This window comes from Rhodococcus sp. NPDC057297, from assembly GCF_042667435.1.
In the GTDB taxonomy this organism is placed as follows: domain Bacteria; phylum Actinomycetota; class Actinomycetes; order Mycobacteriales; family Mycobacteriaceae; genus Rhodococcoides.
On record NZ_JBHUZE010000007.1, the window covers coordinates 222066 to 246904 of the forward strand.

The 24839-nt window shown below is 65.9% G+C and carries 24 protein-coding genes, 1 other RNA gene and 1 pseudogene; 10 read left to right on the forward strand and 16 right to left on the reverse strand.

The genetic code is table 11. From position 1 onward, the window contains the following. Window positions 1-7: 7 nt before the first annotated feature. The 3 genes from ACFULT_RS20320 to ACFULT_RS20330 form a co-directional block, all read right to left on the reverse strand. Window positions 8-3043, reverse strand: coding sequence for a bifunctional [glutamine synthetase] adenylyltransferase/[glutamine synthetase]-adenylyl-L-tyrosine phosphorylase (locus ACFULT_RS20320; RefSeq protein ID WP_378482244.1), 3036 nt, complete (start codon window positions 3041-3043; stop codon window positions 8-10). A gap of 98 nt (window positions 3044-3141) precedes the next feature. Continuing rightward, window positions 3142-4482 carry a type I glutamate--ammonia ligase gene (gene glnA / locus ACFULT_RS20325; protein ID WP_019665997.1) on the reverse strand — a complete coding sequence of 447 codons (1341 nt, stop codon included), beginning with the start codon at window positions 4480-4482 and terminating at the stop codon, window positions 3142-3144. Window positions 4483-4583: 101 nt separating this feature from the next. After that, window positions 4584-6182, reverse strand: coding sequence for an alpha/beta hydrolase (locus tag ACFULT_RS20330; protein WP_378482245.1), 1599 nt, complete (start codon window positions 6180-6182; stop codon window positions 4584-4586). A 58-nt stretch (window positions 6183-6240) separates the two neighbouring features. Here ACFULT_RS20330 and ACFULT_RS20335 point away from each other — a divergent pair, with 58 nt between their 5' ends. From ACFULT_RS20335 to pip, 4 genes are all read left to right on the forward strand, one after another. Next, window positions 6241-7953 carry an NAD+ synthase gene (locus tag ACFULT_RS20335; RefSeq protein ID WP_378482246.1) on the forward strand — a complete coding sequence of 571 codons (1713 nt, stop codon included), beginning with the start codon at window positions 6241-6243 and terminating at the stop codon, window positions 7951-7953. Window positions 7954-8070: 117 nt separating this feature from the next. Next, a complete protein-coding gene (gene panB / locus ACFULT_RS20340; RefSeq protein WP_019666000.1) occupies window positions 8071-8916 on the forward strand; it encodes a 3-methyl-2-oxobutanoate hydroxymethyltransferase in 846 nt (281 codons plus the stop codon). 31 nt (window positions 8917-8947) lie between these two features. Then, window positions 8948-9394, forward strand: a complete 447-nt coding sequence (locus ACFULT_RS20345; protein WP_037109235.1) for a hypothetical protein — start codon at window positions 8948-8950, stop codon at window positions 9392-9394. Between the two features lies 1 nt (window position 9395). Beyond that, window positions 9396-10430 carry a prolyl aminopeptidase gene (gene pip / locus ACFULT_RS20350; protein ID WP_378482247.1) on the forward strand — a complete coding sequence of 345 codons (1035 nt, stop codon included), beginning with the start codon at window positions 9396-9398 and terminating at the stop codon, window positions 10428-10430. Here pip and ACFULT_RS20355 read toward each other — a convergent pair. From ACFULT_RS20355 to rnpB, 3 genes are all read right to left on the reverse strand, one after another. After that, window positions 10358-11824 carry an RNB domain-containing ribonuclease gene (locus ACFULT_RS20355; RefSeq protein WP_378482248.1) on the reverse strand — a complete coding sequence of 489 codons (1467 nt, stop codon included), beginning with the start codon at window positions 11822-11824 and terminating at the stop codon, window positions 10358-10360. The two genes, pip and ACFULT_RS20355, sit on opposite strands and share 73 nt — an antisense overlap. Window positions 11825-11826: 2 nt before the next feature. Further along, window positions 11827-12012 carry a hypothetical protein gene (locus ACFULT_RS20360; protein WP_037109243.1) on the reverse strand — a complete coding sequence of 62 codons (186 nt, stop codon included), beginning with the start codon at window positions 12010-12012 and terminating at the stop codon, window positions 11827-11829. Between the two features lie 17 nt (window positions 12013-12029). Further along, window positions 12030-12471: RNase P RNA component class A (gene rnpB / locus ACFULT_RS20365), an RNA gene on the reverse strand. A gap of 52 nt (window positions 12472-12523) precedes the next feature. Here rnpB and ACFULT_RS20370 point away from each other — a divergent pair. Together ACFULT_RS20370 and ACFULT_RS20375 are read left to right on the forward strand one after the other, a co-directional pair. Continuing rightward, window positions 12524-13045: a DUF1697 domain-containing protein gene (locus tag ACFULT_RS20370; RefSeq protein ID WP_037109245.1), complete on the forward strand. Its 522-nt coding sequence runs from the start codon at window positions 12524-12526 to the stop codon at window positions 13043-13045. Continuing rightward, entirely contained in the window at window positions 13042-14286 is a 1245-nt protein-coding gene (locus ACFULT_RS20375; RefSeq protein ID WP_378482249.1) for an SLC13 family permease, read from the forward strand. Before ACFULT_RS20370 ends, ACFULT_RS20375 begins: the two co-directional genes overlap by 4 nt. Here the strand turns inward: ACFULT_RS20375 and ACFULT_RS20380 are convergent. From ACFULT_RS20380 to cobC, 4 genes are read right to left on the reverse strand one after another with little or no spacing between them, the layout of a single operon-like run. Continuing rightward, entirely contained in the window at window positions 14275-15369 is a 1095-nt protein-coding gene (locus tag ACFULT_RS20380; RefSeq protein WP_378482274.1) for a bifunctional RNase H/acid phosphatase, read from the reverse strand. The genes ACFULT_RS20375 and ACFULT_RS20380 overlap by 12 nt on opposite strands. Then, window positions 15357-16094: a zinc ribbon domain-containing protein gene (locus tag ACFULT_RS20385; RefSeq protein WP_037109253.1), complete on the reverse strand. Its 738-nt coding sequence runs from the start codon at window positions 16092-16094 to the stop codon at window positions 15357-15359. Before ACFULT_RS20385 ends, ACFULT_RS20380 begins: the two co-directional genes overlap by 13 nt. A gap of 43 nt (window positions 16095-16137) precedes the next feature. Further along, complete coding sequence (locus ACFULT_RS20390; protein ID WP_037109256.1) at window positions 16138-17283, reverse strand: Nif3-like dinuclear metal center hexameric protein; 1146 nt, start codon at window positions 17281-17283, stop codon at window positions 16138-16140. Continuing rightward, the gene (gene cobC, locus ACFULT_RS20395; protein ID WP_378482250.1) at window positions 17280-18338 is read right to left on the reverse strand and encodes an Rv2231c family pyridoxal phosphate-dependent protein CobC; all 1059 of its coding nucleotides are present in this window, start codon (window positions 18336-18338) and stop codon (window positions 17280-17282) included. Before cobC ends, ACFULT_RS20390 begins: the two co-directional genes overlap by 4 nt. 103 nt (window positions 18339-18441) lie before the next feature. Here cobC and ACFULT_RS20400 point away from each other — a divergent pair, with 103 nt between their 5' ends. Genes ACFULT_RS20400 through ACFULT_RS20410 form a run of 3 tightly spaced genes read left to right on the forward strand, consistent with a single transcriptional unit; the run spans window position 18442 to window position 20608 of the window. Next, window positions 18442-19137, forward strand: coding sequence for an HAD-IA family hydrolase (locus ACFULT_RS20400; protein ID WP_094721431.1), 696 nt, complete (start codon window positions 18442-18444; stop codon window positions 19135-19137). Continuing rightward, entirely contained in the window at window positions 19124-19612 is a 489-nt protein-coding gene (locus ACFULT_RS20405) for a low molecular weight protein-tyrosine-phosphatase (protein ID WP_378482251.1), read from the forward strand. Before ACFULT_RS20400 ends, ACFULT_RS20405 begins: the two co-directional genes overlap by 14 nt. Before the next feature lie 33 nt (window positions 19613-19645). Then, window positions 19646-20608: an SURF1 family protein gene (locus ACFULT_RS20410; RefSeq protein WP_378482252.1), complete on the forward strand. Its 963-nt coding sequence runs from the start codon at window positions 19646-19648 to the stop codon at window positions 20606-20608. On the opposite strand, the gene ACFULT_RS20415 is transcribed toward ACFULT_RS20410, so the two are convergent. Together ACFULT_RS20415 and ACFULT_RS20420 are read right to left on the reverse strand one after the other, a co-directional pair. Further along, window positions 20549-21532: a cobalamin biosynthesis protein gene (locus ACFULT_RS20415; protein ID WP_037109265.1), complete on the reverse strand. Its 984-nt coding sequence runs from the start codon at window positions 21530-21532 to the stop codon at window positions 20549-20551. The genes ACFULT_RS20410 and ACFULT_RS20415 overlap by 60 nt on opposite strands. A 55-nt stretch (window positions 21533-21587) precedes the next feature. Continuing rightward, the gene (locus ACFULT_RS20420; RefSeq protein WP_255032896.1) at window positions 21588-21713 is read right to left on the reverse strand and encodes a hypothetical protein; all 126 of its coding nucleotides are present in this window, start codon (window positions 21711-21713) and stop codon (window positions 21588-21590) included. Window positions 21714-21861: 148 nt separating this feature from the next. Between ACFULT_RS20420 and ACFULT_RS20425 the strand changes: the two genes are divergently transcribed. Continuing rightward, window positions 21862-22425 (forward strand): hypothetical protein, encoded by a 564-nt coding sequence (locus ACFULT_RS20425; RefSeq protein WP_037109268.1) that lies wholly within the window; start codon window positions 21862-21864, stop codon window positions 22423-22425. Window positions 22426-22435: 10 nt separating this feature from the next. On the opposite strand, the gene ACFULT_RS20430 is transcribed toward ACFULT_RS20425, so the two are convergent. The 4 genes and pseudogenes from ACFULT_RS20430 to ACFULT_RS20445 form a co-directional block, all read right to left on the reverse strand. Then, window positions 22436-22684, reverse strand: a complete 249-nt coding sequence (locus ACFULT_RS20430; protein WP_378482253.1) for a hypothetical protein — start codon at window positions 22682-22684, stop codon at window positions 22436-22438. Between the two features lie 41 nt (window positions 22685-22725). Further along, entirely contained in the window at window positions 22726-23148 is a 423-nt protein-coding gene (locus ACFULT_RS20435; RefSeq protein ID WP_378482254.1) for a hypothetical protein, read from the reverse strand. Between the two features lie 25 nt (window positions 23149-23173). Continuing rightward, a pseudogene (locus ACFULT_RS20440) lies at window positions 23174-23850 on the reverse strand (GAP family protein). Window positions 23851-23872: 22 nt separating this feature from the next. Next, window positions 23873-24766 carry a LysR family transcriptional regulator gene (locus ACFULT_RS20445; protein ID WP_037109273.1) on the reverse strand — a complete coding sequence of 298 codons (894 nt, stop codon included), beginning with the start codon at window positions 24764-24766 and terminating at the stop codon, window positions 23873-23875. Between the last annotated feature and the right edge of the window lie 73 nt (window positions 24767-24839).

Consider the following 24839-nt stretch of genomic DNA (forward strand, 5'->3'; position numbering starts at 1 on the left):
CGGGCCTTCACGCTCCGAAGGTCCGCTCCACCACTGCCTTGGCGCGACGCGTCACCCGCAGGTAGTTGTCGAGGAAGGCCCCGGCGTCGCCGTTGTCCCAGCCGGCGACCTTGGCCACCGCGGAGAGAACATGGCCCGGTCGCGGCAACTGGTCGGTCGGCTTGCCACGGACGAGGACCAGCGCGTTACGGGCCTTCGTCGCGAGAATCCATGCTTCGCGCAGTAATTCGACATCGGTCTCGCTCATCAGCTCTGCTGCACCGATGGCGTCCAGGCTTTGCAACGTGGACGTGTTGTGCAGTGACTTCACGTCATGCGCATGCCGCAGCTGGATCAACTGCACGGTCCACTCGATGTCGGCGAGCCCGCCGCGGCCAAGTTTGGTGTGCGTGGCGGGGTCGGCCCCCTTGGGAAGACGCTCGGAGTCGATGCGCGCCTTGATTCGTCGGATCTCGCGGACCGCGTCCTGCGACACCCCGCCTTCCGGATAGCGAATCTTGTCCACCATCAGCAGGAACCGGATGCCGAGGTCCTCGTCGCCCGCTACCTGATGAGCGCGCAGAAGCGCCTGAACTTCCCATGCCTGCGCCCACTGAGCGTAGTACGCCTCGTACGACGCAAGTGTTCGCACGACAGGGCCGTTGCGACCTTCGGGACGAAGACCGGTGTCGACCTCGAGGGGCGGGTCGGTGCTCGGCGCACCGAGCAGCTTACGAATCTTGTCCGCAATGCCGTTGGCCCACTTGACTGCAGCGCTGTCGTCGGCGCCTTCGGCGGGCTCGCACACGAACAACACGTCGGCGTCGCTGCCGTAACCGAGCTCGCCGCCGCCGAGTCGACCCATTCCGATGACCGCGAGCGTTGCCGGTGCCGGCTCGCCTCGCTCGGCGACGCTGGATCGAATCGCCGCGGCGAGAGCCGCGTTGATGACTGCTGCCCACACCGACGACAGTGCCCGGCAGACCTGCGGCACGTCGAGCATGCCGAGGATGTCCGCGGACGCGACGCGAGCGAGTTCGTGACGGCGCAGAGCGCGCGCGGCGTTGATTGCACGGACCGGGTCCTCGTAGCGTCCCGACGACGACAGGATCGCGCGATACGTCTCCTCGGGTTCGGCGTCGAGCAGACGGGGTCCGCTGGGACCGTCCGCGTACAGACGGATGACTTCGGGCGCCTTGATCAGCAGTTCCGGAACGTACGCGGACGAACCGAGCACGATCATCAGACGCTGCGCGACAGCACCCTCGTCACGCAGAGTGCGCAGGAACCACGTCTGCTCGCTCGCTGCCTCGGACAGTCGACGATAGTTGAGCAACCCAGCGTCCGGGTCCGGGGTGTCGGCGAGCCACTCCAACAACGTGGGCAACAGCACCGCTTGGATCTGACCGCGCCGCGCTCCCGCACCGACGAGCGCGCGAAGGTGTCCGAGTGCATTTTCCGGTGCCGCGTATCCGAGCGCTGCGAGCTGCCGAATCGCGGCGTCGGGCGTCAACCGCACTGTGTCGGAGTCGAATCGGACCACCGAGTCGAGCAACGGCCGGTAGAACAGTTTCGCGTGGAGCCTGCGGATCCGCTGCGCGTTGCGCTTGATCTCCGCGGCCAACACACCGAGCGCATCTCGATTGCCATCGGGCCGCATGTGCGCGGCCCGTGCCAGCCACCGCAACGCTTCCTCGTCGTCGGGTGGAGGTAAGGTGTGCGTCCGCTTCATCCGCTGCAGCTGCAGGCGATGCTCGATGAGACGCAGGAACTCGTAGGACGCAGTGAGATTGGCCGCATCGTCGCGGCCGATGTATCCGCCGTCGGTCAACGCCGTCAGTGCGTCGGTCGTCCCCAGCACCCGCAGAGACTCGTCGGTGCGGCCGTGCACGAGTTGGAGCAATTGGACGGCGAACTCGACGTCGCGAAGGCTGCCGCGGCCGAGTTTGATCTCTCGTTCGCGCAGTTCCGGGGGAACCATTTCCTCGACCCGACGGCGCATCGCCCGCACCTCGGGAACGAAGTCCTCTCGCTGCGACGCCAACCAGACCATCGGATTCAACGCGTCGACGTAGCTGTGCCCGAGTTCCATGTCTCCGGTCATCGGACGTGCCTTGAGCAACGCCTGGAACTCCCACGTCTTGGCCCAGCGCTTGTAGTAGGCGACGTGCGAATCCAGTGTCCGCACCAGTTCGCCGCGTTTGCCCTCGGGGCGCAGCGCGGCGTCGACCTCGAAGAACGCAGACGAGCCGATTCGCATCATTTCGCCTGCGATCCGGCTGGCGGTTGCATCCGCGGGCTCGGCGACGAACACGACGTCGACGTCGGAGACGTAGTTCAGTTCCCGGGCACCGCATTTGCCCATCGCGATGACGGCGATGCGGCTGGGGCACGGCTTGTCCGGGCAGGCGGTGGCGATGGCCACGGCGAGAGCTGCGGTGAGGGCGGCGTCGGCCATGTCCGAGAGTTGGTTGCCGACGAGTTGGTACGGCAGAACCGGTTCGTTCTCGACGGTGGCGGCCAGGTCGGCGGCCGCCAGCACCATCACCTGATCACGGTAGGTCTTCCTCAGCGCGACAACGGCTTCCGGTCCGGTGATGGACGCTCGATACAGTTCGGGGGACGCATGTTCCCCGGTCTCCGGGCTCGCCTGGACCGCTGCGAGCAACTGTTCGGTGAGCTGCTGTTTGCTCGGCAGGTCTATCCGACCGGTGGACTTGCCGTCGGGAGAGGCGAGCAGGCGCCACGACTGCGGATCGGAGACGAGGTGGTCCGCCAGGGCGCTCGACGCACCCGCCAGCCCGAAGAGCCGACCGCGAAGACCCTTGTCCGTCCGCAGTGCGGAGTCCAACTCGGCGAACTTGCCACCGAGTGCATCGTTCAACCGGACGACGGTGCGGAGCGCGAGATCGGCGTTGGCTGCCCGGGAGAGCGACCACAACAGTTCGAGGCTGTCCTCGTCCACCCACCCGAGCGTGCGGAGGTCGGTGGGCGCGGTGGATTCGACCAGACCCAGCCGTCCTGCGCCGGGAACAACCGAACGTGACGTCGGTGGACGCACCATCAGCGAACACCTCGACTCTGGCGTGACACCTGATTCACCTCACCGCGGGGGAAACTACCTCGAACGGGTAAAACCTAACCCATGGGCGCCCGTCCGATTCACAACCCCAGGTACGCCTTCAATTCGTACGGGGTGACATGACTGCGGTATTCCTCCCACTCACGACGCTTGTTGCGGAGGAAGAAGTCGAAGACGTGCTCGCCGAGAGCCTCGGCGACGAGCTCCGAGTTCTCCATCGCGTTGAGGGCCTGATCGAGGTTGCCCGGAAGCTCCTTGTAGCCCATTGCACGCCGTTCGGCGGACGTCAACGCCCACACGTCCTCTTCGGCCTCGGGAGGCAACGTGTAGCCCTTCTCGATGCCGCGCAGACCGGCCGCCAGCAACACCGCGAAAGCCAGGTACGGGTTGCACGCCGAATCAGGGCTTCGGATCTCGACGCGACGCGAGGACGCTTTGTTGGGCGTGTACATCGGGACACGAATGAGAGCGGAGCGGTTTGCCGGGCCCCACGACGCTGCCGTCGGTGCCTCACCGCCACGAACCAGACGCTTGTAGGAGTTGACCCACTGGTTGGTCACGGCACTGATCTCGTTGGCGTGCTCGAGAATGCCTGCGATGAACGACTTACCGGTCTCCGACAACTGCATCGGATCGTCCGGGTTGTGGAATGCGTTGGCGTCTCCCTCGAAGAGACTCATGTGAGTGTGCATCGCCGAGCCGGCCTGGTCGCTGAACGGCTTGGGCATGAACGTCGCGCGGACGCCCTCTTCGATCGCGACCTCTTTGACCACGTAGCGGAACGTCATGATGTTGTCGGCCATCGACAGTGCGTCGGCGTAGCGGAGATCGATCTCCTGCTGACCGGGCGCAGCCTCGTGGTGGCTGAACTCGACGGAGATACCCATCGACTCGAGCGCATCGATGGCGTGGCGACGGAAGTTCGGTGCCGAGTCGTGCACTGCCTGGTCGAAGTAACCGCCGTTGTCCGCGGGCGTGGGCGGAGACCCGTCCTCTGGGCTGTCCTTGAGGAGGAAGAACTCGATCTCGGGGTGCACGTAGCAACTGAACCCGAGGTCGGCGGCCTTGCTCAGCTGACGGCGCAACACGTGGCGCGAATCGGCCCAGGACGGCGAACCGTCGGGCATCGCGATGTCGCAGAACATGCGCGCGGAGTGCTGGTGACCCTTGCTCGTGGACCACGGCAGGATCTGGAACGTCGACGGATCCGGCTTGGCGACGGTGTCTGCCTCCGAGACGCGCGCGAAGCCCTCGATGGCGCTGCCGTCGAAGCCGATGCCTTCGTCGAACGCGCCCTCGAGTTCCGCCGGCGCGATCGCGACGGATTTCAGGTACCCCAGAACGTCGGTGAACCACAGGCGGACGAAACGGATGTCCCGCTCCTCCAGTGTCCGGAGCACGAATTCCTTTTGGCGATCCATGTCCGCGAGACTAAGCAAACCGCGTTAAATCTGTGTTACATCGTGAATTCGGTCTCACTGCGTATAGCTCTCACCTGGGAAAGGACACTGGTGAGATTCCGTCAGCACACCAAATCGTTACCTGGCGGGGTCAGATCGACGAGGTAGTCGATCACCGGTTCGTCGACGCAGTTCTCACCGGAGAACGCGACGGTGTGCTGCGCCCCGTCGAACGTGATCAGGTCTGCGTCCAATTGACGAGCAAGTTCGACGCCTGCCTGGTACGGCGTCGCCGGGTCGAAGGTCGTCGAGATCACGACCAGTTTCGGAAGTCCCTCGGCCGAGATCGTGTAGGGAGTGCTGGTGTTGGGGACGGGCCAGAACGCGCAGACATCGAGCGGTGCGTTTCCGGTTCCGCGTCCGTCGTCGAGGAACGGAGCAGCTTCCCGATACCGTCGGTCGGCTTCTCCGGCCTCGGCGCGGTCGGTGGTCGGCGGATCGTCGACGCAGCGGATGGCGTTGAACGCGTCGTCCAGATTGGAGTAGGTACCGTCGTCGAGACGGCCGCTGTAGGTGTCTGCCAGGCGGAGCAGCGTGTCTCCCCTGCCCTCCCGGAGTTCGGTCAGTCCCCCACGCAGGATGCGCCAGAGGCTCTGCGAGTACAGGGCTTGCTGCGTTCCGGTGATCGCGTCGTCGTAACTGAGTCCGCGCGGATCCGTGGTAGCGGCGGGCGTCTGGATCAGTGGGTCGACGAGCTCCCGGAACGTCCGGTCCGCGGCGGCCGGGTCCGACCCGAGAGGGCACGCCTCGCTCTGTGCGCAGTCTTCGGCGAACGCGTCGAAGGCACCTTGGAACGCAGCTCCTTGCTCGACGGCCTCGTCGACGGGGCTCTGCTCGGGATCGAGTGCACCGTCGAGAACCATGGCGCGGACTCTGTCCGGGAACGCTTCCGCGTAGGCGGCGCCGATCCGCGTTCCGTACGAATAACCGAGGTAGGTGAGCTTCTCGTCGCCCAGAACCGATCGGATGACGTCCATGTCCTGCACGACCTCACGGGTCCCGACGTGTTCGAGTACGTCGGCACCGGTTCGTTCGACGCACTTCGCGGCGTACTCGCGATGATCGTTCTCCACTGCGGCGATGCCCTCGGGCGAGACGTCGACATCCGGCTCGGCGCGTTCGAGGTCCGTTTCCTCCGCGGTGAGGCACCGAACTGCGGGCGTCGACGCGCCGATCCCGCGGGGGTCGAAGCCGATTCGGTCGAAGTTCTCCGCGAGTGCGGTGTCCTCGGCCTGGGTGGCGAGGTACAACCCGGACGACCCGGGCCCGCCCGGGTTGAACAGTATGGATCCGGTGCGCTCCCCCGACGCCTGCACGCGGGACACCGCGACCTGCGCTGTCGGACCGTCCGGAACCTGGTAGTCGAGCGGAACGGTCACACGGGCGCACTCGACGGAACTGCCGAGCACGGTTCCGTCGGTGTTGTAGTCGTCGCACGATCCCCAGTCGAGTTCCTGCGTGTAGTACCGCTCGAGACCCGCTGGAATCACGCCCGCACCTGGCGACGCCGTGTTCTCCGGCTGCGGCGTGCCCGATTCGACTTCGGCGCTCCCGCAGCCGGCAGCCACCGTCACCGCGACAGCACCGAGGGCTGTGGCCACCGTTCGTCCGTGACGCCGTCCGTGGCGGGTACGTGCTGTCGGATCCGAGGAGACGCTCATGAGGTGAAATCGTGCCAGAGCGGGCGAGGTGCAGTCTGCGGCACTAGTGTTTCCAGTCGTGCAGGCACTGCGAACAGCCCTTGCCCAGATCAACCCGACAGTCGGTGACCTCACCGCGAATTCCGAACTGATTGTCGACTGGACTTCGCGCGCCGCGCAGGAATGCGCCCAGGTCGTGGTGTTTCCGGAGATGGCCCTGACCGGTTATCCGGTGGAGGACCTCGCGCTTCGACCGGATTTCGCGCACGCGTCGCGCGACGCTCTGCACGACCTCGCCGAAGCACTCGACCGAGCCGGATGCGGTGACGTCGTCGCCGTCGTCGGGTACCTCGACCGCGACGCGGTGGGATCGAGGAACAGCGCCGCCGTTCTCTTCCGTGGCGACGTCGTGTCGCGGTACGACAAGCACGCGCTTCCCACCTACCGCGTCTTCGACGAGCTCCGATACTTCGCCCCCGGAACGCGGTTGAGCATCACCGAGGTGAACGATGTTCGCCTGGGAATCGTTGTCTGTGAGGACATCTGGCAGCCCGGCGGGCCGGTTCCCGCGTACGCCGCGGCCGGAGTCGACGTGCTGCTGTGCCTGAATGCGAGTCCGTTCGAGCGCGGCAAGGCGGAGGTCCGCCTCTCGGTGGTCCAGCGGCGGGCAGCCGAGGCTGAGGTACCTGTCGTCTACGCCAACCTGGTCGGGGGTCAGGACGAGCTCGTGTTCGACGGCGGCAGCATGGTCGTCGCCGCCGATGGAACCATCCTCGGTCTCGCCCCTGCGTTCACCGAGCACCTGCTGTGCGTGGACCTCGACGTCTCCGACGCGCGGCGTCCCGACGGCGGCCCACCGCCGGGGTGGTCCATCGACCGGAACACCGTGCCGGATCTCCTCGTCCGCGGCTGGGATCGGCTACCTCGATCGGTGGCAGAACCGCTCGACGACCTGGCGTCGACGTGGGCGGCACTCGTCACCGGGTTGCGCGATTACGTCCACAAAAACGGGTTCGCCTCGGTGGCGCTGGGCCTGTCCGGTGGCATCGATTCCGCTGTGGTCGCGGCGATCGCCGTCGACGCTCTCGGAGCGGAGTCCGTGCACGGCGTCGCGATGCCGTCGCAATACTCCTCGGATCACTCGCTTGCGGACGCGAACGATCTTGCGTCGCGCACCGGGCTTAATTTCGGAATCGAGTCCGTCGTCGACATGGTGCGGTCGGTGACGGATCAGCTCGGCCTTTCCGGCATCGCGGAGGAGAACGTTCAGGCGCGCTGCCGCGGCATAGTTCTGATGGCGCTCTCCAACTCGGCGGGACATCTGATTCTCGCCACCGGCAACAAATCCGAACTGGCCGTTGGTTATTCGACCATCTACGGCGACGCCGTCGGCGGGTTCGCCCCCATCAAGGACGTACCGAAATCCATGGTGTGGGAGCTGGCGCGGTGGCGCAACGACGCAGCGGCCGGACGTGGCGAGGTGCCCCCGATTCCGGAGGCGAGCATCGACAAGCCTCCGTCTGCAGAGTTGCGCCCGGATCAACTCGACTCCGATTCGCTCCCGGATTACGACCGGCTCGACGCGATCCTGTTCCGCTACGTCGACTGCGATCAGGGTGAGGACGACATCGTGGCGGCAGGCTTCGACCCCGCGGAGGTCGCGGACGTCGTAGCCAAAGTCGACGCGGCCGAATACAAACGCAGGCAGTATCCGATCGGCACCAAGGTGACGTCGAAGGCGTTCGGGCGGGATCGACGTATGCCGATCACCGACGGCCGACGCAGAGTGTGACGAATTGCACGTCCGGGTGCGCTTCGGCGTCGGTCGTGCCGGTGGCAGACTGATGTCGTCATCAACCCCATCCCGGGGACCCGCACAGCGGGCCTCGAGGAACCGAAAGGGACAAAGATGTCCAACGATTCTGTGTACGGCTCGTCCGATGCGTCCGTCTCCGGTTTGACCCGCAAGACCCGCACCCATCACCTGCTGCAGATGAAGGCCGACGGCGAGCGGTGGGCCATGCTCACCGCGTACGACTACTCGAGCGCCCGCATCTTCGAGGAAGCGGGCATCCCGGTCCTCCTCGTCGGCGACTCGGCAGCGAATGTCGTCTACGGCTACGACACGACGGTGCCGATCACCATCGACGAACTGCTGCCTCTGGTTCGCGGCGTCGTCCGCGGGGCTCCCAACGCACTCGTCGTCGCCGACCTCCCGTTCGGCACCTACGAGTCCTCGCCTCAGCAGGCGCTCGCGACGGCCACCCGGTTCATGAAGGAAGGCCTCGCGCACGCCGTGAAGCTCGAGGGTGGCGAACGTGTCGCAGATCAGATCGCCGCGATCTCCGCGGCCGGTATCCCGGTCATGGCGCACATCGGCTTCACACCGCAGAGCGTGAACGGCCTCGGCGGCTTCCGCGTTCAGGGTCGCGGTGACGGCTCCGAGCAGCTCGTCGCCGACGCCATTGCCGTCCAGGAGGCGGGAGCGTTCTCCGTCGTCATGGAGATGGTGCCCGCCGACATCGCAGGCCAGGTGACTCGCAAGCTCACCATCCCGACCATCGGCATCGGTGCGGGCAACGAAACCGACGCCCAGGTGCTGGTCTGGCAGGACATGGCGGGCTACACCAACGGCAAGACCGCCAAGTTCGTCAAGAAATTCGGCAACGTGGGAGACGAACTGCGGACCGCAGCTGCGACGTATCTCGCCGAGGTTCGCGGCGGAGTCTTCCCCGGACCCGAGCACAGCTACTGATCGGTCACCTGCAGGTGGCACACTCGGTGCCATGAAACCTGGTCTTCGTAGTTCTCGCCGTGCAGCCGCCGCCGTCCTGGGGGCGGCTGCCGTCGTCGGTCTGGCAGCGTGCGGCACCGACTCCGCCAACACCGGATCGTCGGCGTCGCTGACCTCCACGACCACGGCCCCGGTCACCACCACCACCGATGCGGCTGCTGCCGGTGACACGATCACCGACCAGCAGAAGCAGCAGCTCTGCACCGATCTCGGCGAGCAGCTGCAGGAATGGAGAATCCAGGGGCCGACGCTCGGCCGCGGTGGGCTCAACATCGTCGTGCAGACATGGGCGGCGCAGAGCGGAGTCATCAATCTGCAGGTGGTGCAGAACCGCTCGATCATCGACGACATCACCATCGACAACTGCTCCGACGTCCGTGACGAAGCCCTGCGATCACTCGACATCCCCGACTTGGCATCGGGACTGGTGGGCTTCTGACGTGGCGCGTGATCTCTACCCGGCCATCGAGCCCTACGCCAGTGGCCACCTCGACGTCGGTGACGGCCAACAGATCTACTGGGAGACCAGCGGTAATCCGGACGGACTCCCCGTCCTGTTCGTCCACGGAGGGCCCGGCGGTGGAACCGGACCGGCGCAGCGTCGCTACTTCGATCCCGAACAGTATCGAATCGTGCTGTTCGACCAGCGTGGCTGTGGCAAGTCCCGACCCCATATCGCGGACAGGAGTGGAGCCGGCGGAACGACCAAGGGGTGGGACACGAGTGTCGACTGGGCGGTGAACACGACTGGAAAGCTTGTCGGCGACATCGAGAAGTTGCGGACTCATCTCGGCGTCGACACCTGGCTCGTGTTCGGTGGTTCGTGGGGTTCGACGCTGTCCCTCGTCTACGCACAGACCCACCGCGACCGGGTCACCGGTCTGATCCTGCGCGGCATCTTCCTGCTCCGTCGCAGTGAGATCGACTGGTACTACAACGGCGGAGCGGGTCATCTCTTCCCCGAACAGTGGGAGAAATTCCTGGCACCGGTTCCGGAAGCGGAACGACACTCGGATCTGGTGGAGGTGTACCACCGGCTGCTGAATTCCGACGACCGCGACGTCGCCACCGCGGCGGCCATCGCCTGGTCCTCGTGGGAGGCCGCGACGAGCTATCTCCTTCCCCGTCCGGAGCAGATCGCGTCCAACGAGGATCCGCGTTTCGCACTGGCCTTCGCAGGGATCGAGAACCATTACTTCCGCAACGACGGATTCCTGCGGGAGAACCAGTTGCTGGAGGACGCGCATCTACTCGCCGGCATCCCCGGAGTCATCGTCCAAGGCCGGTACGACGTGGTGTGCCCGGCCACGAGTGCCTGGGCCCTTCACCGGGCGTGGCCGGATGCGGAATTAACGATCGTGGACGACGCCGGGCACTCCGCGTCCGAGCCCGGCATCATCCATCACCTCGTCGAGGCGACCGACCGTTTCGCCTCGACAGCGTCACCCGGCGCCGTGCCGCCGTCCGCCTCGTAAGCGAATTCGACACGGCGGGAGGCGGTGTCGGCGACGGTCAACGTCACCGACACCGCTTGCCCTTCCGGCGGATCCCCCACGCACCTGCCGATGACGATCGGGTCGGCCACGAACACCTCGGCGGTCTTCTTTCCTTCCGATCCACGCAGAACCAGAGCTGAGAACGCCTCGCCGACTCGGTCGTTCAGAACGTGCGCTTCGGTCAGGTCGATGCACGCCCGATCCACTTTGGATGCAACGGAATCCGATCCGCGCATGATCGCGGGCAGGTCGGGGAGCGAAGTCCGTGCCCACTCGGGGATGTCGGTGCCCGCAACCACCGCGATGCATACTTCGGTGGCGAACCTGTCCGACAGACGGCGAAGCGGCGCCGTGACGTGGGCGTAGGGTGCTGCAATTCCGGCGTGCTCGGTCGATTCAGGAATTTCCCCGTCGAACGCGACGTAATCCGCGCCTCGCAGCAGACTCGTTGCCCGAGTCATCATGGCCAGCGTCGTAGGCGCGTCACCTGGTAGCCCGGCGAGCACGGCTCCAGCCGACGCACCTGCGGGCCACTCGATTCCGAGCATCTCCGCTGTCTTCTTCAACGAGTCGACGGCGTCCTCCGGGGCCGGCGGCAAGGTGCGGAGCAGCCCGATTCCGGCGTCGAGCATGATCGACGCGGCGCACATCCCCGTCAACAACGACACCTCGGCGTTCCACGCATCCACGGCGGTGCGCGGCTGCAATTCGATGCGCCACCCTGCGCCGTCGGCTACCACGTCCTGCTCCGGCAGGGTGATGTCCAGTGCACCTCGGCGCAACGCGGCCTGTGCTCGCAGGCGACCGAAGTCGCCCAGCGCGGCGATCGACGGATGCGGGGAGCCTGCATCGAAGTCGGCCTGCACACCCTCGTAATCGAAGCGGGCGACGGACTTCACCGTCGCCCTCGACACTGTCCAGGCGACTGCATCACCGGATTCGTCGAGTTCGATCCGCCACAGCGCTGCCGGGCGAATCTCGTTCGGCAGCAGACTGGCCGAGCCTTCCGACAGAACCCGAGGGTGAAGCGGTACCGAACCGTCGGGAAGGTAGAACGTCTGTCCGCGCTGACGAGTCTCGGTGTCGAGCCGGCCCGCAGGCGTGACGATCGCCCCGACGTCGGCGATCGCGTAGTGCACGACGAATCCACTCGCGAGTTTCTCGACGTGCACCGCCTGATCCAGATCCATCGAACCGGGCGGATCGATGGTCACCAGGGCAAGGTCGGTGCGGTCTTCCCTCTCGGACGCGTGTCTGTCCTGGGCGGACTCGGCCTCGGCGAGTGCATCGGCCGAAAAGTCCTCGGGCAGGTCGAACTCGGAACGGATGGGGTCGAAGTCGAAGGCGGTCGCGGACAGTCGCGCCGAGACCACCGTCAGTTGTTCCAGTCGTCGTCGGCTTTGTCCGCAGCTTTGTTGCGCTCGGCTGCGATCTGAATGGCGCGTTCGGCGGTGGCGCGGTCCGGATACGGGCCCATGCGGTCGAGTGATCCGGACTCCTTGCCCTGCGAAACTGTCTTGGTGCGTACGTCGTAGTACCAGGCGTCGTCTTCTGTACTCATGAGTGCAAGCCTAGGTGCGAACGAGTCGGCATGTAAGCCGGATCCTGTGAACCGGCCCGCCGAAACGGGACGGAACGACGACCATCCATCTGGGCACACCGTCGCCGGGTACCTCGAGCAGTCCACCCGCAGGCTCGGGCGAGCAGCCCTCGAACACCTGCGCAGTCGCACTCCCGAGGGAATGCGACCTTCGACCTTGCTCCGGGCGGGGTTTACCTAGCCACCCCAGTCACCTGGGGTGCTGGTGCGCTCTTACCGCACCGTTTCACCCTGACCCGCGTCGCGCTGTCCGAAGACAGCGCGAGCGCGGGCGGTCTGTTTTCTGTGGCACTGTCCCGCGAGTCACCTCGGGTTGCCGTTAGCAACCGCCCTGCTCTGTGGAGTCCGGACTTTCCTCGGCTCGAAGCTTGGCGGAATCGCTCCGCCAGTTCCCCGTGCCGCAGCCGTCCAACCGACTCGTTCGCACGGTGGAACTCTACCCGGTCGTACGGCTGGAACTAGAGTTCACCTCATGGATCACGTCGTCCTGCTGCGCGGAATCAACGTCGGCGGAATCAACATCAAGATGGTCGACCTTCGGCAAGCGCTCTCGCAGGCCGGATTCGAGCAGGTGCGCACGGTCCTCGCGACCGGCAACGTGCTGCTGTCGTCGCCGCTGTCCTCCGCGGAACTGAAAACCGCGATCGAGAAGATCCTCTCCGACACCTTCGGGTACGAGGCGTGGGTGATCGTCCTCGATCCGCGCGCCTTGCGCGGCATCGTCGACGACTACCCGTTCGACGCCGAACGCGACGGGTGGCACCCGTACGTGATCTTCGGCAACAACGACGAGCATCTCGAGGAACTGGCGCGAACAGCCGATGCGCTCGATCCCGAGCTCGAGCGAGTGTCCCGCGGCCGGGGCGTCGTCTACTGGGAGGTCGTGAAAGGCAACACCACCGACAGCATCGTCGGAAAGGTCACGGCGAAAGCCAAGTACAAACCCACCACCACTACGCGGAATCTGCGCACGCTCGTCAAGATGCTGGCGTGAGCGTCGTAGCAGCCGCACTCGTTGCTGCGGTGCTGATCTTCGCGATCGTCCGACCCCGCGGTCTGCCGGAGATCGTCGCTGCACTCCCCGCAGCAGTGGCGGCACTGTTGCTCGGGCTCGTCACCCTGTCCGACGCACGCGAGCAGGTGCTGGAACTCCTTCCCACCGTGGTGTTTCTGGCGTTCATCCTCGTTCTCGCCCATCTCGCCGACGCGCTGGGTGTCTTCCGGTGGGCGGCGTCGGTCATGGGCAGATCTGCCCGCGGCAACCCGCATCGGCTTCTCGGATCGGTGTTCGTGGCCGCCGCCGTCACCACGGCCGTCCTGAGCCTCGACGCGACTGTCGTGTTGTTGACGCCGGCAGTGATCGGCGCGGCGCGGGCTCTGCGCATGTCGCCTCGGCCGCACAGTTACGCCACAGCACACCTGTCCAATTCCGCGTCGACGTTGCTGCCGGTGTCGAACCTGACGAACCTCCTGGCCTTCACCGCGACGGGCCTGACGTTCGTGCATTTCGCCGCGCTGATGGCGCTGCCGTGGATCGTGTCCATTGCGATCGAGTTCGCGGTGTTCTGGGTGTTCTTCCGCGGCGACCTCCGACACGATCCCGCACGATCCGAGAATGTCTCGGTGGCGGAACCCGTCGTCGCTCCCACGGCGGCGCTGGTGGTCCTCGGCGCAACGTTGCTGGGCTTCGCCGTGGCCGGGTTCTTCCACGTCGAACCGTTCTGGGTCGCGGCCGTGGGCGCGTGCGCTCTCGCCGTGCCCGCTCTGAAGCAGGGTTATACCGTGCCGTCGCGCGTGCTGCGGGCCGCCGACCTCACATTCTGCGGCTTCGTGCTGATGCTGGGGATCGTCGTCGAGGGTGTCACGGCCGGGCCCATCGGCGACTGGCTCGCGAGCATCTTGCCCGGCGAGGCGTCGTTCCTCGGACTGTTGACGACCGCCGCCATCGCGGCAGTGGCGTCGAACGTCGTCAACAACCTGCCCGCGACGCTGATGCTGCTCGCCGCGTTCGGCTCGTCCGCTCCCCCTGGTCTGCTTCTCGCGATGGTCGTGGGCGTCAACCTCGGGCCGAACCTGACCTACGTGGGCTCGCTCGCGATCATGTTGTGGCGCAAGGTCGGCGCGGCACACGGCGAACCGGCGTCGTTGCGCACCTTCACCGTCCTCGGTCTGATCAGCACGCCGCTGACGATCCTCGGTGCCGTTGCCGCCCTCTGGCTCGCCCTACAGGTATGACGTGTCGTTGACGAGACGGACCGATGCACCGCCGTCGGGATAGAACTCGGCGATGCTGAGCGACGCGAGATCCAGATGCAGCCGGTACAGCAACGACGGCCCGACATCGAGAGCGAGCTGCAGCAGCATCTTGATCGGGGTTACGTGGCTGACCACCACGACCGTCGACCCCGCGTAGGACGCGACCAGCTTGTCGCGGGCCACGGTGACCCGCTCCAGGACGGTGTCGAAGCTTTCGCCTCCCGGTGCGGCGACCGAGGTGTCACCCCGCCACTTCTGGTGGACGTCCGGGTACTTCTCGAACGCCTCCTTGAACGTGAGGCCCTCCCAGTCACCGAAGTCGGTCTCGGTCAGTTCGCCCAACGTGGAAACCTCGAGACCTACCTTGCGTGCGAGCGCGCCTGCCGTCTGCTGCGCCCGGCCCAGCGGCGAGGCGACGATGGCCGCGATGTCGTCTCGCTGCGCGAGATGGGCGGCCGCTGCGGCCGCCTGACCCTCGCCGATCTGGGTCAGTGGCGGGTTTCCTCGGCCCGAGTAGCGACGCTCCACCGACAGCGGAGTCTGTCCGTGCCGCAGCAGAACCAGCCGCGTGGGCTCACCCGTCGCTCCGGTCCAGCCGGGTGCGGCCGGTTTGACGTCGCGGTCCTTCGGGGGCTCCAGTTCCCGACCGTCGGCCGCGGCATCCATCGCCTCGTTGGCCAACCTGTCCGCGTGCGAATTCTGTGCCCGGGGAATCCACTGGAACGTGACGTTGTCGAAACCGCGGACCAGGTCGGCGGCCTCACGGTTGAGCGGAATCATGTCCGGATGCTTGACCTTCCAGCGCCCGGACATCTGCTCGACGACGAGCTTGGAATCCATCCGCACCTCGACCTCGCGCGCACCGACCTCGCCTGCAGCGGTCAATCCGGCGACGAGACCGCGGTACTCCGCGACGTTGTTGGTCGCGACGCCCAACGCGAGGCGGCGTTCGGCAAGGACTTCGGAGCGGTCGGCGGACAGCACCACCGCGCCGTACCCTGCCGGGCCCGGGTTTCCCCGCGATCCACCGTCTGCCTCGACGACAACCTTCACAGGCCGGATTCCTTGGTGCGCACCAGAATGGCATTGCATTCCGAGCATCGCACCAGCTCGTCGGCGGGCTTCGCCGCGATGCGTGAGATCTCGCCTCGATCGAGTTCGATCCGGCAGGCGCCGCAGCGTCGGGCCTGCAGTAGGGCGGCGCCGCGGCCGGTGAGAGCGCGCTGCTTCTCGTAAACCGCCAACAGCTCGTCCGGGAACGTACTCGCCAATTCCGATCGCCGTGAGGTGGCGCGCTGCTCCGCGGAATCGACATCGGCCACGGCATCGTCTCGCCGACGTCCGGCGTCGACGAGCTCGTCCTCGATCTGGGTCAGCTGTGCACCGGCGTGGTTGTAGTCGGTCTCCGACGCCTCGCGCCGCTCCATGACCTCGAGCAATTCCTCTTCGAGGATTCCTTGCCGACGTTCGAGGCTGGCGAGTTCGTGCTGGAGCTCGGACATCTGTTTCGCCGCGACGGTGCCGCTGTCGAGGAGCGAGCGGTCGCGGTCTTCACGCTGGCGGACCGCGTCGACCTCGCCTTCCAGCTTCTTGATGTCACGATCGAGGTCGTCCATCGCCATCTGGACCGTGACGGCTGCGTCCTTGCGGGCGATGCGCTCGGCCTCGAGCTTCTCCACCTCGGCCTGCTCGGGAAGACTTTTACGACGGTGCGAGATCTGCGTCAGCTCGGTGTCCACTGCGGCCAGTTCGAGAAGTGAGGCCTGCACTCGGGGATCGACATTCACGCGTGATGACTCCTGCGACTATGGAAGAAATATTCGGCCAAGCCTACCGGCTCCGATCGTCCACCGAACCCACTGTCCACGGATCGGTCCTGCGGGTACTCACGCGGCTGCTCCATCCCCCGTCGTCGCCGAACTCTGCGTCGACGATGCGTCGCGCCTGCTCGCACCACGGCCACTCCGACGCCCAGTGCGCGACGTCGACCACGGGTGCGCCTCCCGCGCGAAGGTGCTCGTCGACGACGTGATGCCGCAGGTCCGAGGTCACGTACACGTCGGCTCCGAGGGATGTCACCGCACTCAGATAGCCGTCGCCCGCTCCCCCGCACAGCGCGACCGTCCGGATCTCGGTGTCGGGATCGCCTGCCGCCCGGACACCCCACACTGTCTCCGGCAACACGGCGCGCACAGTTCGTGTGAACTCGCGCAAGGTGGTGGGCCTGTCCAGCACCCCGATCCGTCCGAGGCCCGTGCAGCTCGGGAGCCTGACTTCCTCGAACACGTCGATCGCCGGTTCCTCGTAGGGGTGCGCTCGCGTCACGGCGTGCAGGATGTCCGCCCGCTTCGACGCAGGCGCCACCACCTCGATGCGGTCCTCGTCGACTCTCTCGAGCACACCGTGGTCGCCGATCGCCGGCGTCGAGCCGACGCCGGGAAGGAACTGGCCGAGCCCTCGGGTGCTCCAGCTGCAACGGCTGTAATTTCCGATGGCTCCGGCGCCTGCGTCGAACAGCGCGTCCCTGACGGCGTTGCCGTGCGACGTCGGAGTGAAGACGACCCACTTGTCCACTCGCGGTCCGTCGATTGGATCGAGGGGGCGCGTGTCGGTCACGCCGAGCGCATCCGCCAGGGCGTCGGACACGCCAGGGTTGGCGCTGTCGGCATTGGTATGCGCGGTGAACAGTGCGCACCCGGCCTTGACGAGACGGTGGATGAGGGCGCCCTTGGGTGTGTTCGCGGCGACGGTATCCACACCGCGGAGCAACAGTGGGTGGTGCACCACCAGCAGGTCGGCGCCCATGTCGATGGCTTCGGCGACGACCTCCTCGGTCGCGTCGACGGCGTAGAGAACAGTGCCGACGCGATCGGCCGGGTCACCGCACACCAACCCCACCGAATCCCAGCTCTCGGCGAGCCGCGGCGGGTAGTGCGCCTCGAGAACCGCAATGACGTCGGCGAGAAGGACAGTCATCGTTCACCTTTCGATAGTGCGTGCTGTGGAGGTGAATTCTTCGGCAGAGATTTCGTCAAGGCATCGACGAGGACGTCTACCTGCGCAGAAGGCCGAACAGCCACGCGGAGGTGGCCCGGCGCCAGCCCCGGGAAGGTGTCGCACCGTCGAACTGCGACACCGTGCTCACGTAGTCGCTGACGCACTCCTTCCGCGTCCGGAACGGACAGAAGCAGGAAGGGAGCGCGTGCAGGCCCGTGTACATCGATCCCGAGTGCGGTCAGGCGTCGTGTCATGTCCTCGCGCTCGGCAGCGATGACCGATGCCCTGGCTTCGGCCAACGCAACGGCGTCCGGTTCGCTGCACGCTTCGATGGCCTCGATCTGCAGACTTCCGAGCGGCCAGTGCGCTCGCCCAACGGTGAGTTCGGCCAGGACGTCCGGATGTCCGAGCGCGTATCCGCACCGCAGTCCGGCGAGCGCCCATGTCTTGGTGAGGCTGCGCAGCACCAGCACATCGTCGAGGGAGTCGGAGGCAACGGACTCGGCTTCACCGGGCACTGCGTCGGCGAACGCTTCGTCGACGACGACGATGCGTCCGGGGCGACGCAGACCCAGAATCGAGTGTCGCTCGTGCAGCATCGAGGTCGGGTTGGTCGGATTACCGACGATGACCATGTCTGCGCCCTCGGAAACAGCGGTCGGATCCAGCCGGAACGGCGGCGGCGACACCACATGTTCGACGGGTATGCCTGCTTGTCGCAACGCCAGTTCGGGCTCGGTGAACGACGGATGGATCAGCGCAGCCAGCCGTGGTTTCAGCCGCGGCAGCATGGCGAACCCCTCGGCACCCCCGGAGAGCAGCAGTACTTCCTCCGGGGCTCGGCCGTGTCTGCGTGCGACGGCGTCCCGGGCGCGCAGGTCGGCGTCGGCCGACGGGTAGGAGCCGAGCGAATCCAGCGATCGGCTCAGTCGTTCGCTGAGCCATCGAGGTGGGCCTGTTCCTTGGACGTTGACTGCGAAATCGACCAGTCCAGCTCCCACTTCGGCGTCACCGTGGTGGCGGAGAAGCGACATCGCGTCCAATTCTTCCCTGTCCTTTCGTTACCGACGAGCGTATCCCGCGCCTGCCGCGAGTGGAGCATGCGAAGGACCGGTCACCAACCGATATGGTTTTGTCATGACAAATCTCGACGCCGCGCGCAGTCCACGAGCCACGGTGGTGCTGTTCGACCTCGACGGCACGCTCACCGATTCCGCACCGGGCATCCTCGCGGGCTTTCGGCACGCACTCGCCGCGGTCGACGGGCCCGAGCCGACGGAAGAGCAACTCGCTCTGGTCATCGGGCCACCGTTGATCGACACCTTCGGCGCGATGGGGCTTCCCGACGACGTCGCGCAGAAGGCGCTTGCCGCATACTTCGAACGCTATGACGCCAAGGGCTGGGCGGAGAACACCGTGTTCGACGGTATCGAGCCGGTGTTGGCCGAGTTGAAGGATCGAGGAGTTCGGCTCGGAGTGGCCACGTCCAAGTCCGAGCGATTCGCGCACCGGATCCTGGACCATTTCGGACTGGCCGAGTACTTCGAGTTCATTGGAGGGGCGAGCAACGACGGCAGCCGCCGCGCCAAGCCCGACGTCATCGCGCATTCCTTGCAGAACCTGGGCATCACGGCCACCGAAGCATCGGACGGCGGCACCGAGGGTGTCCTGATGGTCGGTGACCGCGATCACGACGTGCACGGCGCCGCTCGATTCGGCATTCCGGCGATCTATGTGGACTGGGGGTACGGAATCGCGGGCGAGAACGACGAGGCCGCGTTCACCGTGACGACCATGGACGAGCTGGCGAAGGTGCTCGGTGACAACACGTAAACCCGCCCTCCATGTGACGTTCGTCTGCACCGGCAACATCTGCCGGTCCCCCATGGCGGAGAAGATCTTCGAGCAACACCTGCGGGAAGTGGGGCTGGATTCGGTACGGGTATCGAGTGCAGGTATCGACGGGTGGCACGAGGGCGAGGGCGCCGACCCACGCACCGTCGCCGAGCTCGATGCGCACGGTTACGACAGCGATCACGAAGCCGCACAGGTGAACGACGATCACCTCGGCGCCGACCTTCTCGTCGCTCTCGACACCGGTCACGTTCGAGAACTACTGCGTCTCGGTGCGCCCGCCGACCGGATCGCACTCCTCAGATCGTTCGACGACGATGCTGACGACGAGTCCGTCGCCGACCCGTACTACTCGTCCGACGACGCGTTCACCACGGTCCGCGAACAGATCGAATCCGCCATGCCCGGGCTGGTGAGTTGGACCGAGAACGCCGTCTCCGACGAGGCGTCGTAGATCGATGTCGGGCGAGCCGCTACCGTAGTTGTCGTGCGAAGGCTCCGATTTCTGCTGCGTCCGGGTTGGTTGGCGGTTGCTGCTGTCGTCGCCATGTTCGCGTACCTGTGCTTCACGGTCCTGGCGCCGTGGCAGCTCGGCAAGAACACGTCGACGTCGCACCGCAACGATCTGATCAATCGATCCGTGGACGCCGAGCCTGTCGCGCTCGGCGAACTCCTCACGCCCACGGGCTTCGCCGACGACGACGAATGGCGTCGTGTGGTCGCCACCGGGTCCTACGAATCGAACAAAGAAGTGCTGGTTCGATTGCGCAGCATTCGCGAGCAACCTGCATACGAGGTGATCACCCCGTTCCGCCTCGGCAGCGGGGAAACGATCCTCGTCAACCGCGGTTACGTGTTGCCGGTTCAGGGAACCGAGCCGCCGACCATCGAGCCGGCTCCGACGGGTGAGGTGACCCTCGACGCACGGATCAGACGAGCCGAGGGAACCTCACGCGAACCTATCGAAGAAGCCGGACACATCCAGGTCTACAACATCAACCCGGCCCAGATCGGGTCGGCTCTCGGCGTCACACCCGTTCAGGGATACCTGCAGCTCGACGACGGTCAACCCGGCGGTCTGGGCGTGATCGATCTTCCGCAGACCGATTCCGGCCCGTACCTGTCCTACGGCCTCCAATGGCTGGCGTTCGGAATCATGGCACCGCTCGGACTCGCCTACTTCGTCCGAGCCGAGTGGCGTGAACGCCGCAAAGCAACGAACCGAGATCTCGCAGATCCCGCGGACGACGTCCAGCCGGTGTCCGAGCAGGACGCTCCCGAGGTCAGCACTCCGTCGGAGGCCACCGGTTCCGATTCCGCCGAGCCGGATTCGGAGCCCGAGTTCACACTGCCGACGCGTCGGGAACGCAAGTCTCGCGCCAAGTCCGCATCATCGACGCACACCGCGCAGGATGCCCGCCTGGCCGATCGCTACGGCAAGGGCCGCTGACGCAGCTGTCGCACCGATCTGGACCAGTGTCGACAATCGTGCCGCGCGCTGTAGGTCCGCAGGTAGCGGACGTCTGCCGTCGCCGAGGGTCGGGCGGATCTCGACGCCGTGGGTGTATTCGGTTCGCCCGCCCACACTGATACCGAGTGCGCCCGCTGCCGTTGCTTCTGCCACGCCCGCGTTCGGGCTCGGGTGACGAGCGGCGTCCAACCGCCAGGCCCGCACCGCGTCGGCAGAGCGTCCGCCGACAAGTGGAGCGAGAACTGCCGTCATCACCCCGGTCACTCGCGCAGGTACGAGGTTGATCACGTCGTCGAGGCGCGCGGCGAACCACCCGAACCGCTGATACCGCGGCGAGCGATAGCCGATCATCGCATCCAGTGTGTTGACCGCGCGGTACCCGAGGATCCCGGGAACTCCGGCGACCGCGCCCCAGAAGACCACTGCCACAGTCGCATCCGATGTGTTCTCGGCCACGGACTCGACCGAGGCACGCGTGAGACCGTCCGAGTCGAGGACACGGGGATCGCGCCCGCACAGTGACGGAAGCAGTGCCCGCGCCTGGTCGATCCGGTCGTGGCGGAGGTGCTCGGACATCACGGAACCCGTCCGTGCCAACGAAGTTCCGCCCAGCGCGGTCCATGTCGCCATGGCTGTCAACGCGATGTCCGCGACGACGCCACGCCGGGCAGCAGCCCTCGTCGCCACCGACCCGGCAGCAACGACGGCACCCAGCAGAAGGGATGTGTGGACGGCACCGGCTGCCCGGGCGTCGCGATAGGTGTGCCGTTCGAGCGCCGCTGCAGCACTACCGAACCCGGCGACCGGGTGATACCGACGAGGGTCGGCCAGGGCCAGGTCGATACCGAATCCGAGCACCAAGCCGGCAGCGCGGCTGTCCCATCGCGTCCAGCGGAAGGTCATGGAAGCGACGGTAGCGAAGCTGAGGATCGATCGGCGCGCCCGGGTGCAGGGATCGTCAGGCCCAGCGCGACTTGTACACGCTCGCCATCTGACGGTTGTTGAACTCGAGATCGCGACCCGAGTGAAGCATCGCAGCTGCGATGCCGACGAAACCGACCGTTGCCATCAAGATCATTGCCATGGTGTCCCCCAAGGATCGCCGAGAGAGCCCGCTGTCGGGCCCTGATGATCTTGATTGTTACCGACGGGTACAGATAAGAAAATGCAGATGAGGGGGCCGTCACATGTGTCAACGGTCACCGAACACAACCGGGGCTAGGATCGACCACATGACCGTAGAAGGCGGATTCCCGAGCGAGTCCACACCAGCAGCGACCACCACGGGACGACCGAGTTGGATCAACAAGGCGATCGTCGTTGCGGTCGCGGTCGTCGCGCTCGTGATCGCCTACCTCGTCCTGTCCGCGTTCCTCCCGAGATGGTGGAGCATCAGGGTTGCCAACCTGTCGGATCAGGCGTTCAGCAAAGGCATCTTCTGGGGCCTGGTCTTCGGGATCCTGTCGACCCTTGTGCCACTGCTGTTCTTCACCGCGGCGTGGCGAGTCAGGAAGAAGCGTGGCGGCAAGGTCACCGCGATCGTCTCGATCGTTCTGGCCGTCGCCGCTGCTGTCCCGAACCTGCTGACACTGTCCATCGTGCTCGGAAGCAGCAATGCTGCACACGCAGGAGAGCGCACCCTCGACACCGAGGCTCCGGGCTTCCGTGGAGCCACCGCGCTCGGCGCGATCATCGCCGTCGTGCTGTTCGCTGCCTTGGTGTTCCTGATCGTTCGCGGACGCAGGCGTCGCGCGCAGAAGCGAAGTGCAGCCCAGGCTCCATCGCCTCAGAGCTGACCCCGACCGGTCAGGGCACTACGGGCGCTTTTCCACCGTCGTAGGGCTCGACGGTGACTTGCTCTTCGGGGGCCAGGGACACAACGGCCGGACCGGCTTCCTCGGTCACCGTGAGCACCACCGACAAGCCCTCCTGCGCGACGGACTCGATCCGCCCGCGCTGCTCTCCGGTGTCGTCCACGAGTGCGTAATCTCCGACCAGAACCAGCAACTCCTCGGCGGACAGCGTGCGACGGCCACCGAAATCTTCCACAGTCATGACTACACCGTAGGCGAAACGACGCGGTGCGCGCCGCTGTGTCACTCGTGCCCGGGTGGAGGATCGGTGACCAGCAAATCGTCGATCGGCAGATGCAACGCCAGTTCCACCCTCCGCTCGTCCCAGCTGGGATACGCGGGGCGAATCCATACGCGGGTGTCGTCGAGCTGAACCAACAGGAACCGTCGCCAGGTCCAGGTCTCGACCGGATCGAGGAGGTCCGTGTGAGCGAGCACCGGCACGGGCGCGCGGCCCCACACCGGCTTGGACAACGACGAAAGGCCTTGCTCCATCAGTACATCGGCAGCGTCGTCGACGGGGAGGCTCTGTGCGAGAAGGTGGCCGACGGGATTGACGGCGTCGACACAGCTCTCGTCGTAGTTCTCCGAGACCGTCCAGCCCACGATCTCACCGTCGGACGGACGCCTCACCGGAAGTCGGCTGCGCCACCGCGTGATATCCACTGCAACCACCTTACCGACCGCCTACTCACCACAGATGCGTGTGATGAACCAGCGCATCGATCACGAGGACCGAGCCGATCACCGCGAACACAACTCGCACGGCCGCGGGGCCATACGCCGTCAGAGCGCGCACCACGGATCGATAGCGTCGGCGAGCAGACGGACTGCGCCCCATCGACAATGCGAGGACCGCCGCCGGAATACCGAGCGCGAGGAGGCAATAGAGCACGATGACGACGGGCCACGCAGCGGCAACGGGTCGGACGCGGATATCATCGCGAGGCCGGCCAGATACGGTACGGCAGTAGGAGCCTGGACGATTCCGATGGCAAATCCCGTCGTCGCCAGGAGCGGCGCACTTGCCCGGAACCGAGCCGTCCACGCCGGCGGCGGACGCGAGGATTGCGGCACACACGCCAGAACGATCAAGGTGGCACCGATCGCAGCCTCGCCCCAGTACCGAACGGTCGGGGTGAGCTCGAAATCGACGATGCGGGAGAGAAAATCTATCCCGAGCACTGCCAGTATTCCGAAGGCCGTCGTGGCGGCGAAGACTCCGCCGAGAAAAGCCGAGCCGGTTCGAAGCGGTGAACGCCTGTGCATCCGGGCGTCGTACGCGATCGCTGCGGTCAGACCGATCAGAAGAACGTCCAGGGAATCGAGAAGTGCAAACCCGGTCAGCGCAGCGAACAACGTGATCATGTCGGTCTCAGCCTATACGCGCTCACCCGTCGGATCGGAGATGAGGCGCGTCCGCCACGACGGCACGAAGCAGTTCGTCGACGGCTTTGACTCTCGCCAGCCCGGCCAGTTCCCGCGGTACCGCGACCCAGTAGGTCCGGTCGATCGAGAATTGTTCTCCGGCCACGCGAACGAGCGTGTCGTCGGGTTCCCCGATGTAGCTGGGCAGCGGCGCGATTCCTAGACCGCTCCGCGCGGCGAGCCAGTGACCGGTGATGTTGTTGGTCTGAATCTGCGCTCGTCCGTCGGTCAGAAACGAATCGAGAATCCGCAGCGGAGCCACGTCGAGGAGGGCGCCGACGTACCAGATGAGCGTGTGTTCTCGCAGATCGTCGCTCGTGAGGATTCTCGGATGGGTCTGCAGGTACTCCTCGGTCGCGTACAGATACAACGAGTACGTCGCGAGCTTCCGATACACGACGAACCGCGGCGACGGCTGTTCCAACGTGATCGCGACGTCGAATTCCCTTGTGTTCAAGGTCTTGTGCTCCGTCGCCGTGACCAGTTCGACGTCGAGGTCGGGATGCTTCCGGCGCAGCGTGGTGAGGTTGGGCGTCAACACGAATGCCCCGAATCCGTCCGGTGCGGCGATACGAACCGATCCGCTGAGCGAGCCGACGCTGGACGTCTGATCCTCGAATGCAGCGATCAAGGTCGACTCGACGGATTCCGCGTACCCGACCAGTCGTCGGCCGGCTTCGGTGAGACGCCATCCCGCAGGAGTGCGATCGAACAGTCTCTGACCGACCGATTTCTCGAGGCTCGTGATCCGTCGACCGACGGTGGTGTGGTCGACCCCCAGCGCCTTTGCGGCCTCGTTGAGGCGGCCGTGACGGGACACTTCGAGGAAGTAGAGCAGGTGGTCGGCAGTGAACACGCGACGAGGCTATCAGTCCTGTGCATTTTTGCACGCGTCGCTGCAATATTGGCCTTTGACTAGCGCAAACTTG

What these genes read in the sequence shown, in the direction of transcription:
- ACFULT_RS20430 (WP_378482253.1), bottom strand. Translation starts at nt 22,684, where the DNA reads ATGACTGTGGAAGATTTCGGTGGCCGTCGCACGCTGTCCGCCGAGGAG.
- ACFULT_RS20425 (WP_037109268.1), top strand. Translation starts at nt 21,862, where the DNA reads ATGACCGTAGAAGGCGGATTCCCGAGCGAGTCCACACCAGCAGCGACC.
- cobC (WP_378482250.1), bottom strand. Translation starts at nt 18,338, where the DNA reads ATGTCGCTTCTCCGCCACCACGGTGACGCCGAAGTGGGAGCTGGACTG.
- ACFULT_RS20420 (WP_255032896.1), bottom strand. Translation starts at nt 21,713, where the DNA reads ATGGCAATGATCTTGATGGCAACGGTCGGTTTCGTCGGCATCGCAGCT.
- ACFULT_RS20390 (WP_037109256.1), bottom strand. Translation starts at nt 17,283, where the DNA reads ATGACTGTCCTTCTCGCCGACGTCATTGCGGTTCTCGAGGCGCACTAC.
- ACFULT_RS20345 (WP_037109235.1), top strand. Translation starts at nt 8,948, where the DNA reads ATGAAACCTGGTCTTCGTAGTTCTCGCCGTGCAGCCGCCGCCGTCCTG.
- panB (WP_019666000.1), top strand. Translation starts at nt 8,071, where the DNA reads ATGTCCAACGATTCTGTGTACGGCTCGTCCGATGCGTCCGTCTCCGGT.
- ACFULT_RS20330 (WP_378482245.1), bottom strand. Translation starts at nt 6,182, where the DNA reads ATGAGCGTCTCCTCGGATCCGACAGCACGTACCCGCCACGGACGGCGT.
- ACFULT_RS20370 (WP_037109245.1), top strand. Translation starts at nt 12,524, where the DNA reads ATGGATCACGTCGTCCTGCTGCGCGGAATCAACGTCGGCGGAATCAAC.
- ACFULT_RS20360 (WP_037109243.1), bottom strand. Translation starts at nt 12,012, where the DNA reads ATGAGTACAGAAGACGACGCCTGGTACTACGACGTACGCACCAAGACA.
- ACFULT_RS20415 (WP_037109265.1), bottom strand. Translation starts at nt 21,532, where the DNA reads ATGACCTTCCGCTGGACGCGATGGGACAGCCGCGCTGCCGGCTTGGTG.
- glnA (WP_019665997.1), bottom strand. Translation starts at nt 4,482, where the DNA reads ATGGATCGCCAAAAGGAATTCGTGCTCCGGACACTGGAGGAGCGGGAC.
- ACFULT_RS20400 (WP_094721431.1), top strand. Translation starts at nt 18,442, where the DNA reads ATGACAAATCTCGACGCCGCGCGCAGTCCACGAGCCACGGTGGTGCTG.
- ACFULT_RS20320 (WP_378482244.1), bottom strand. Translation starts at nt 3,043, where the DNA reads ATGGTGCGTCCACCGACGTCACGTTCGGTTGTTCCCGGCGCAGGACGG.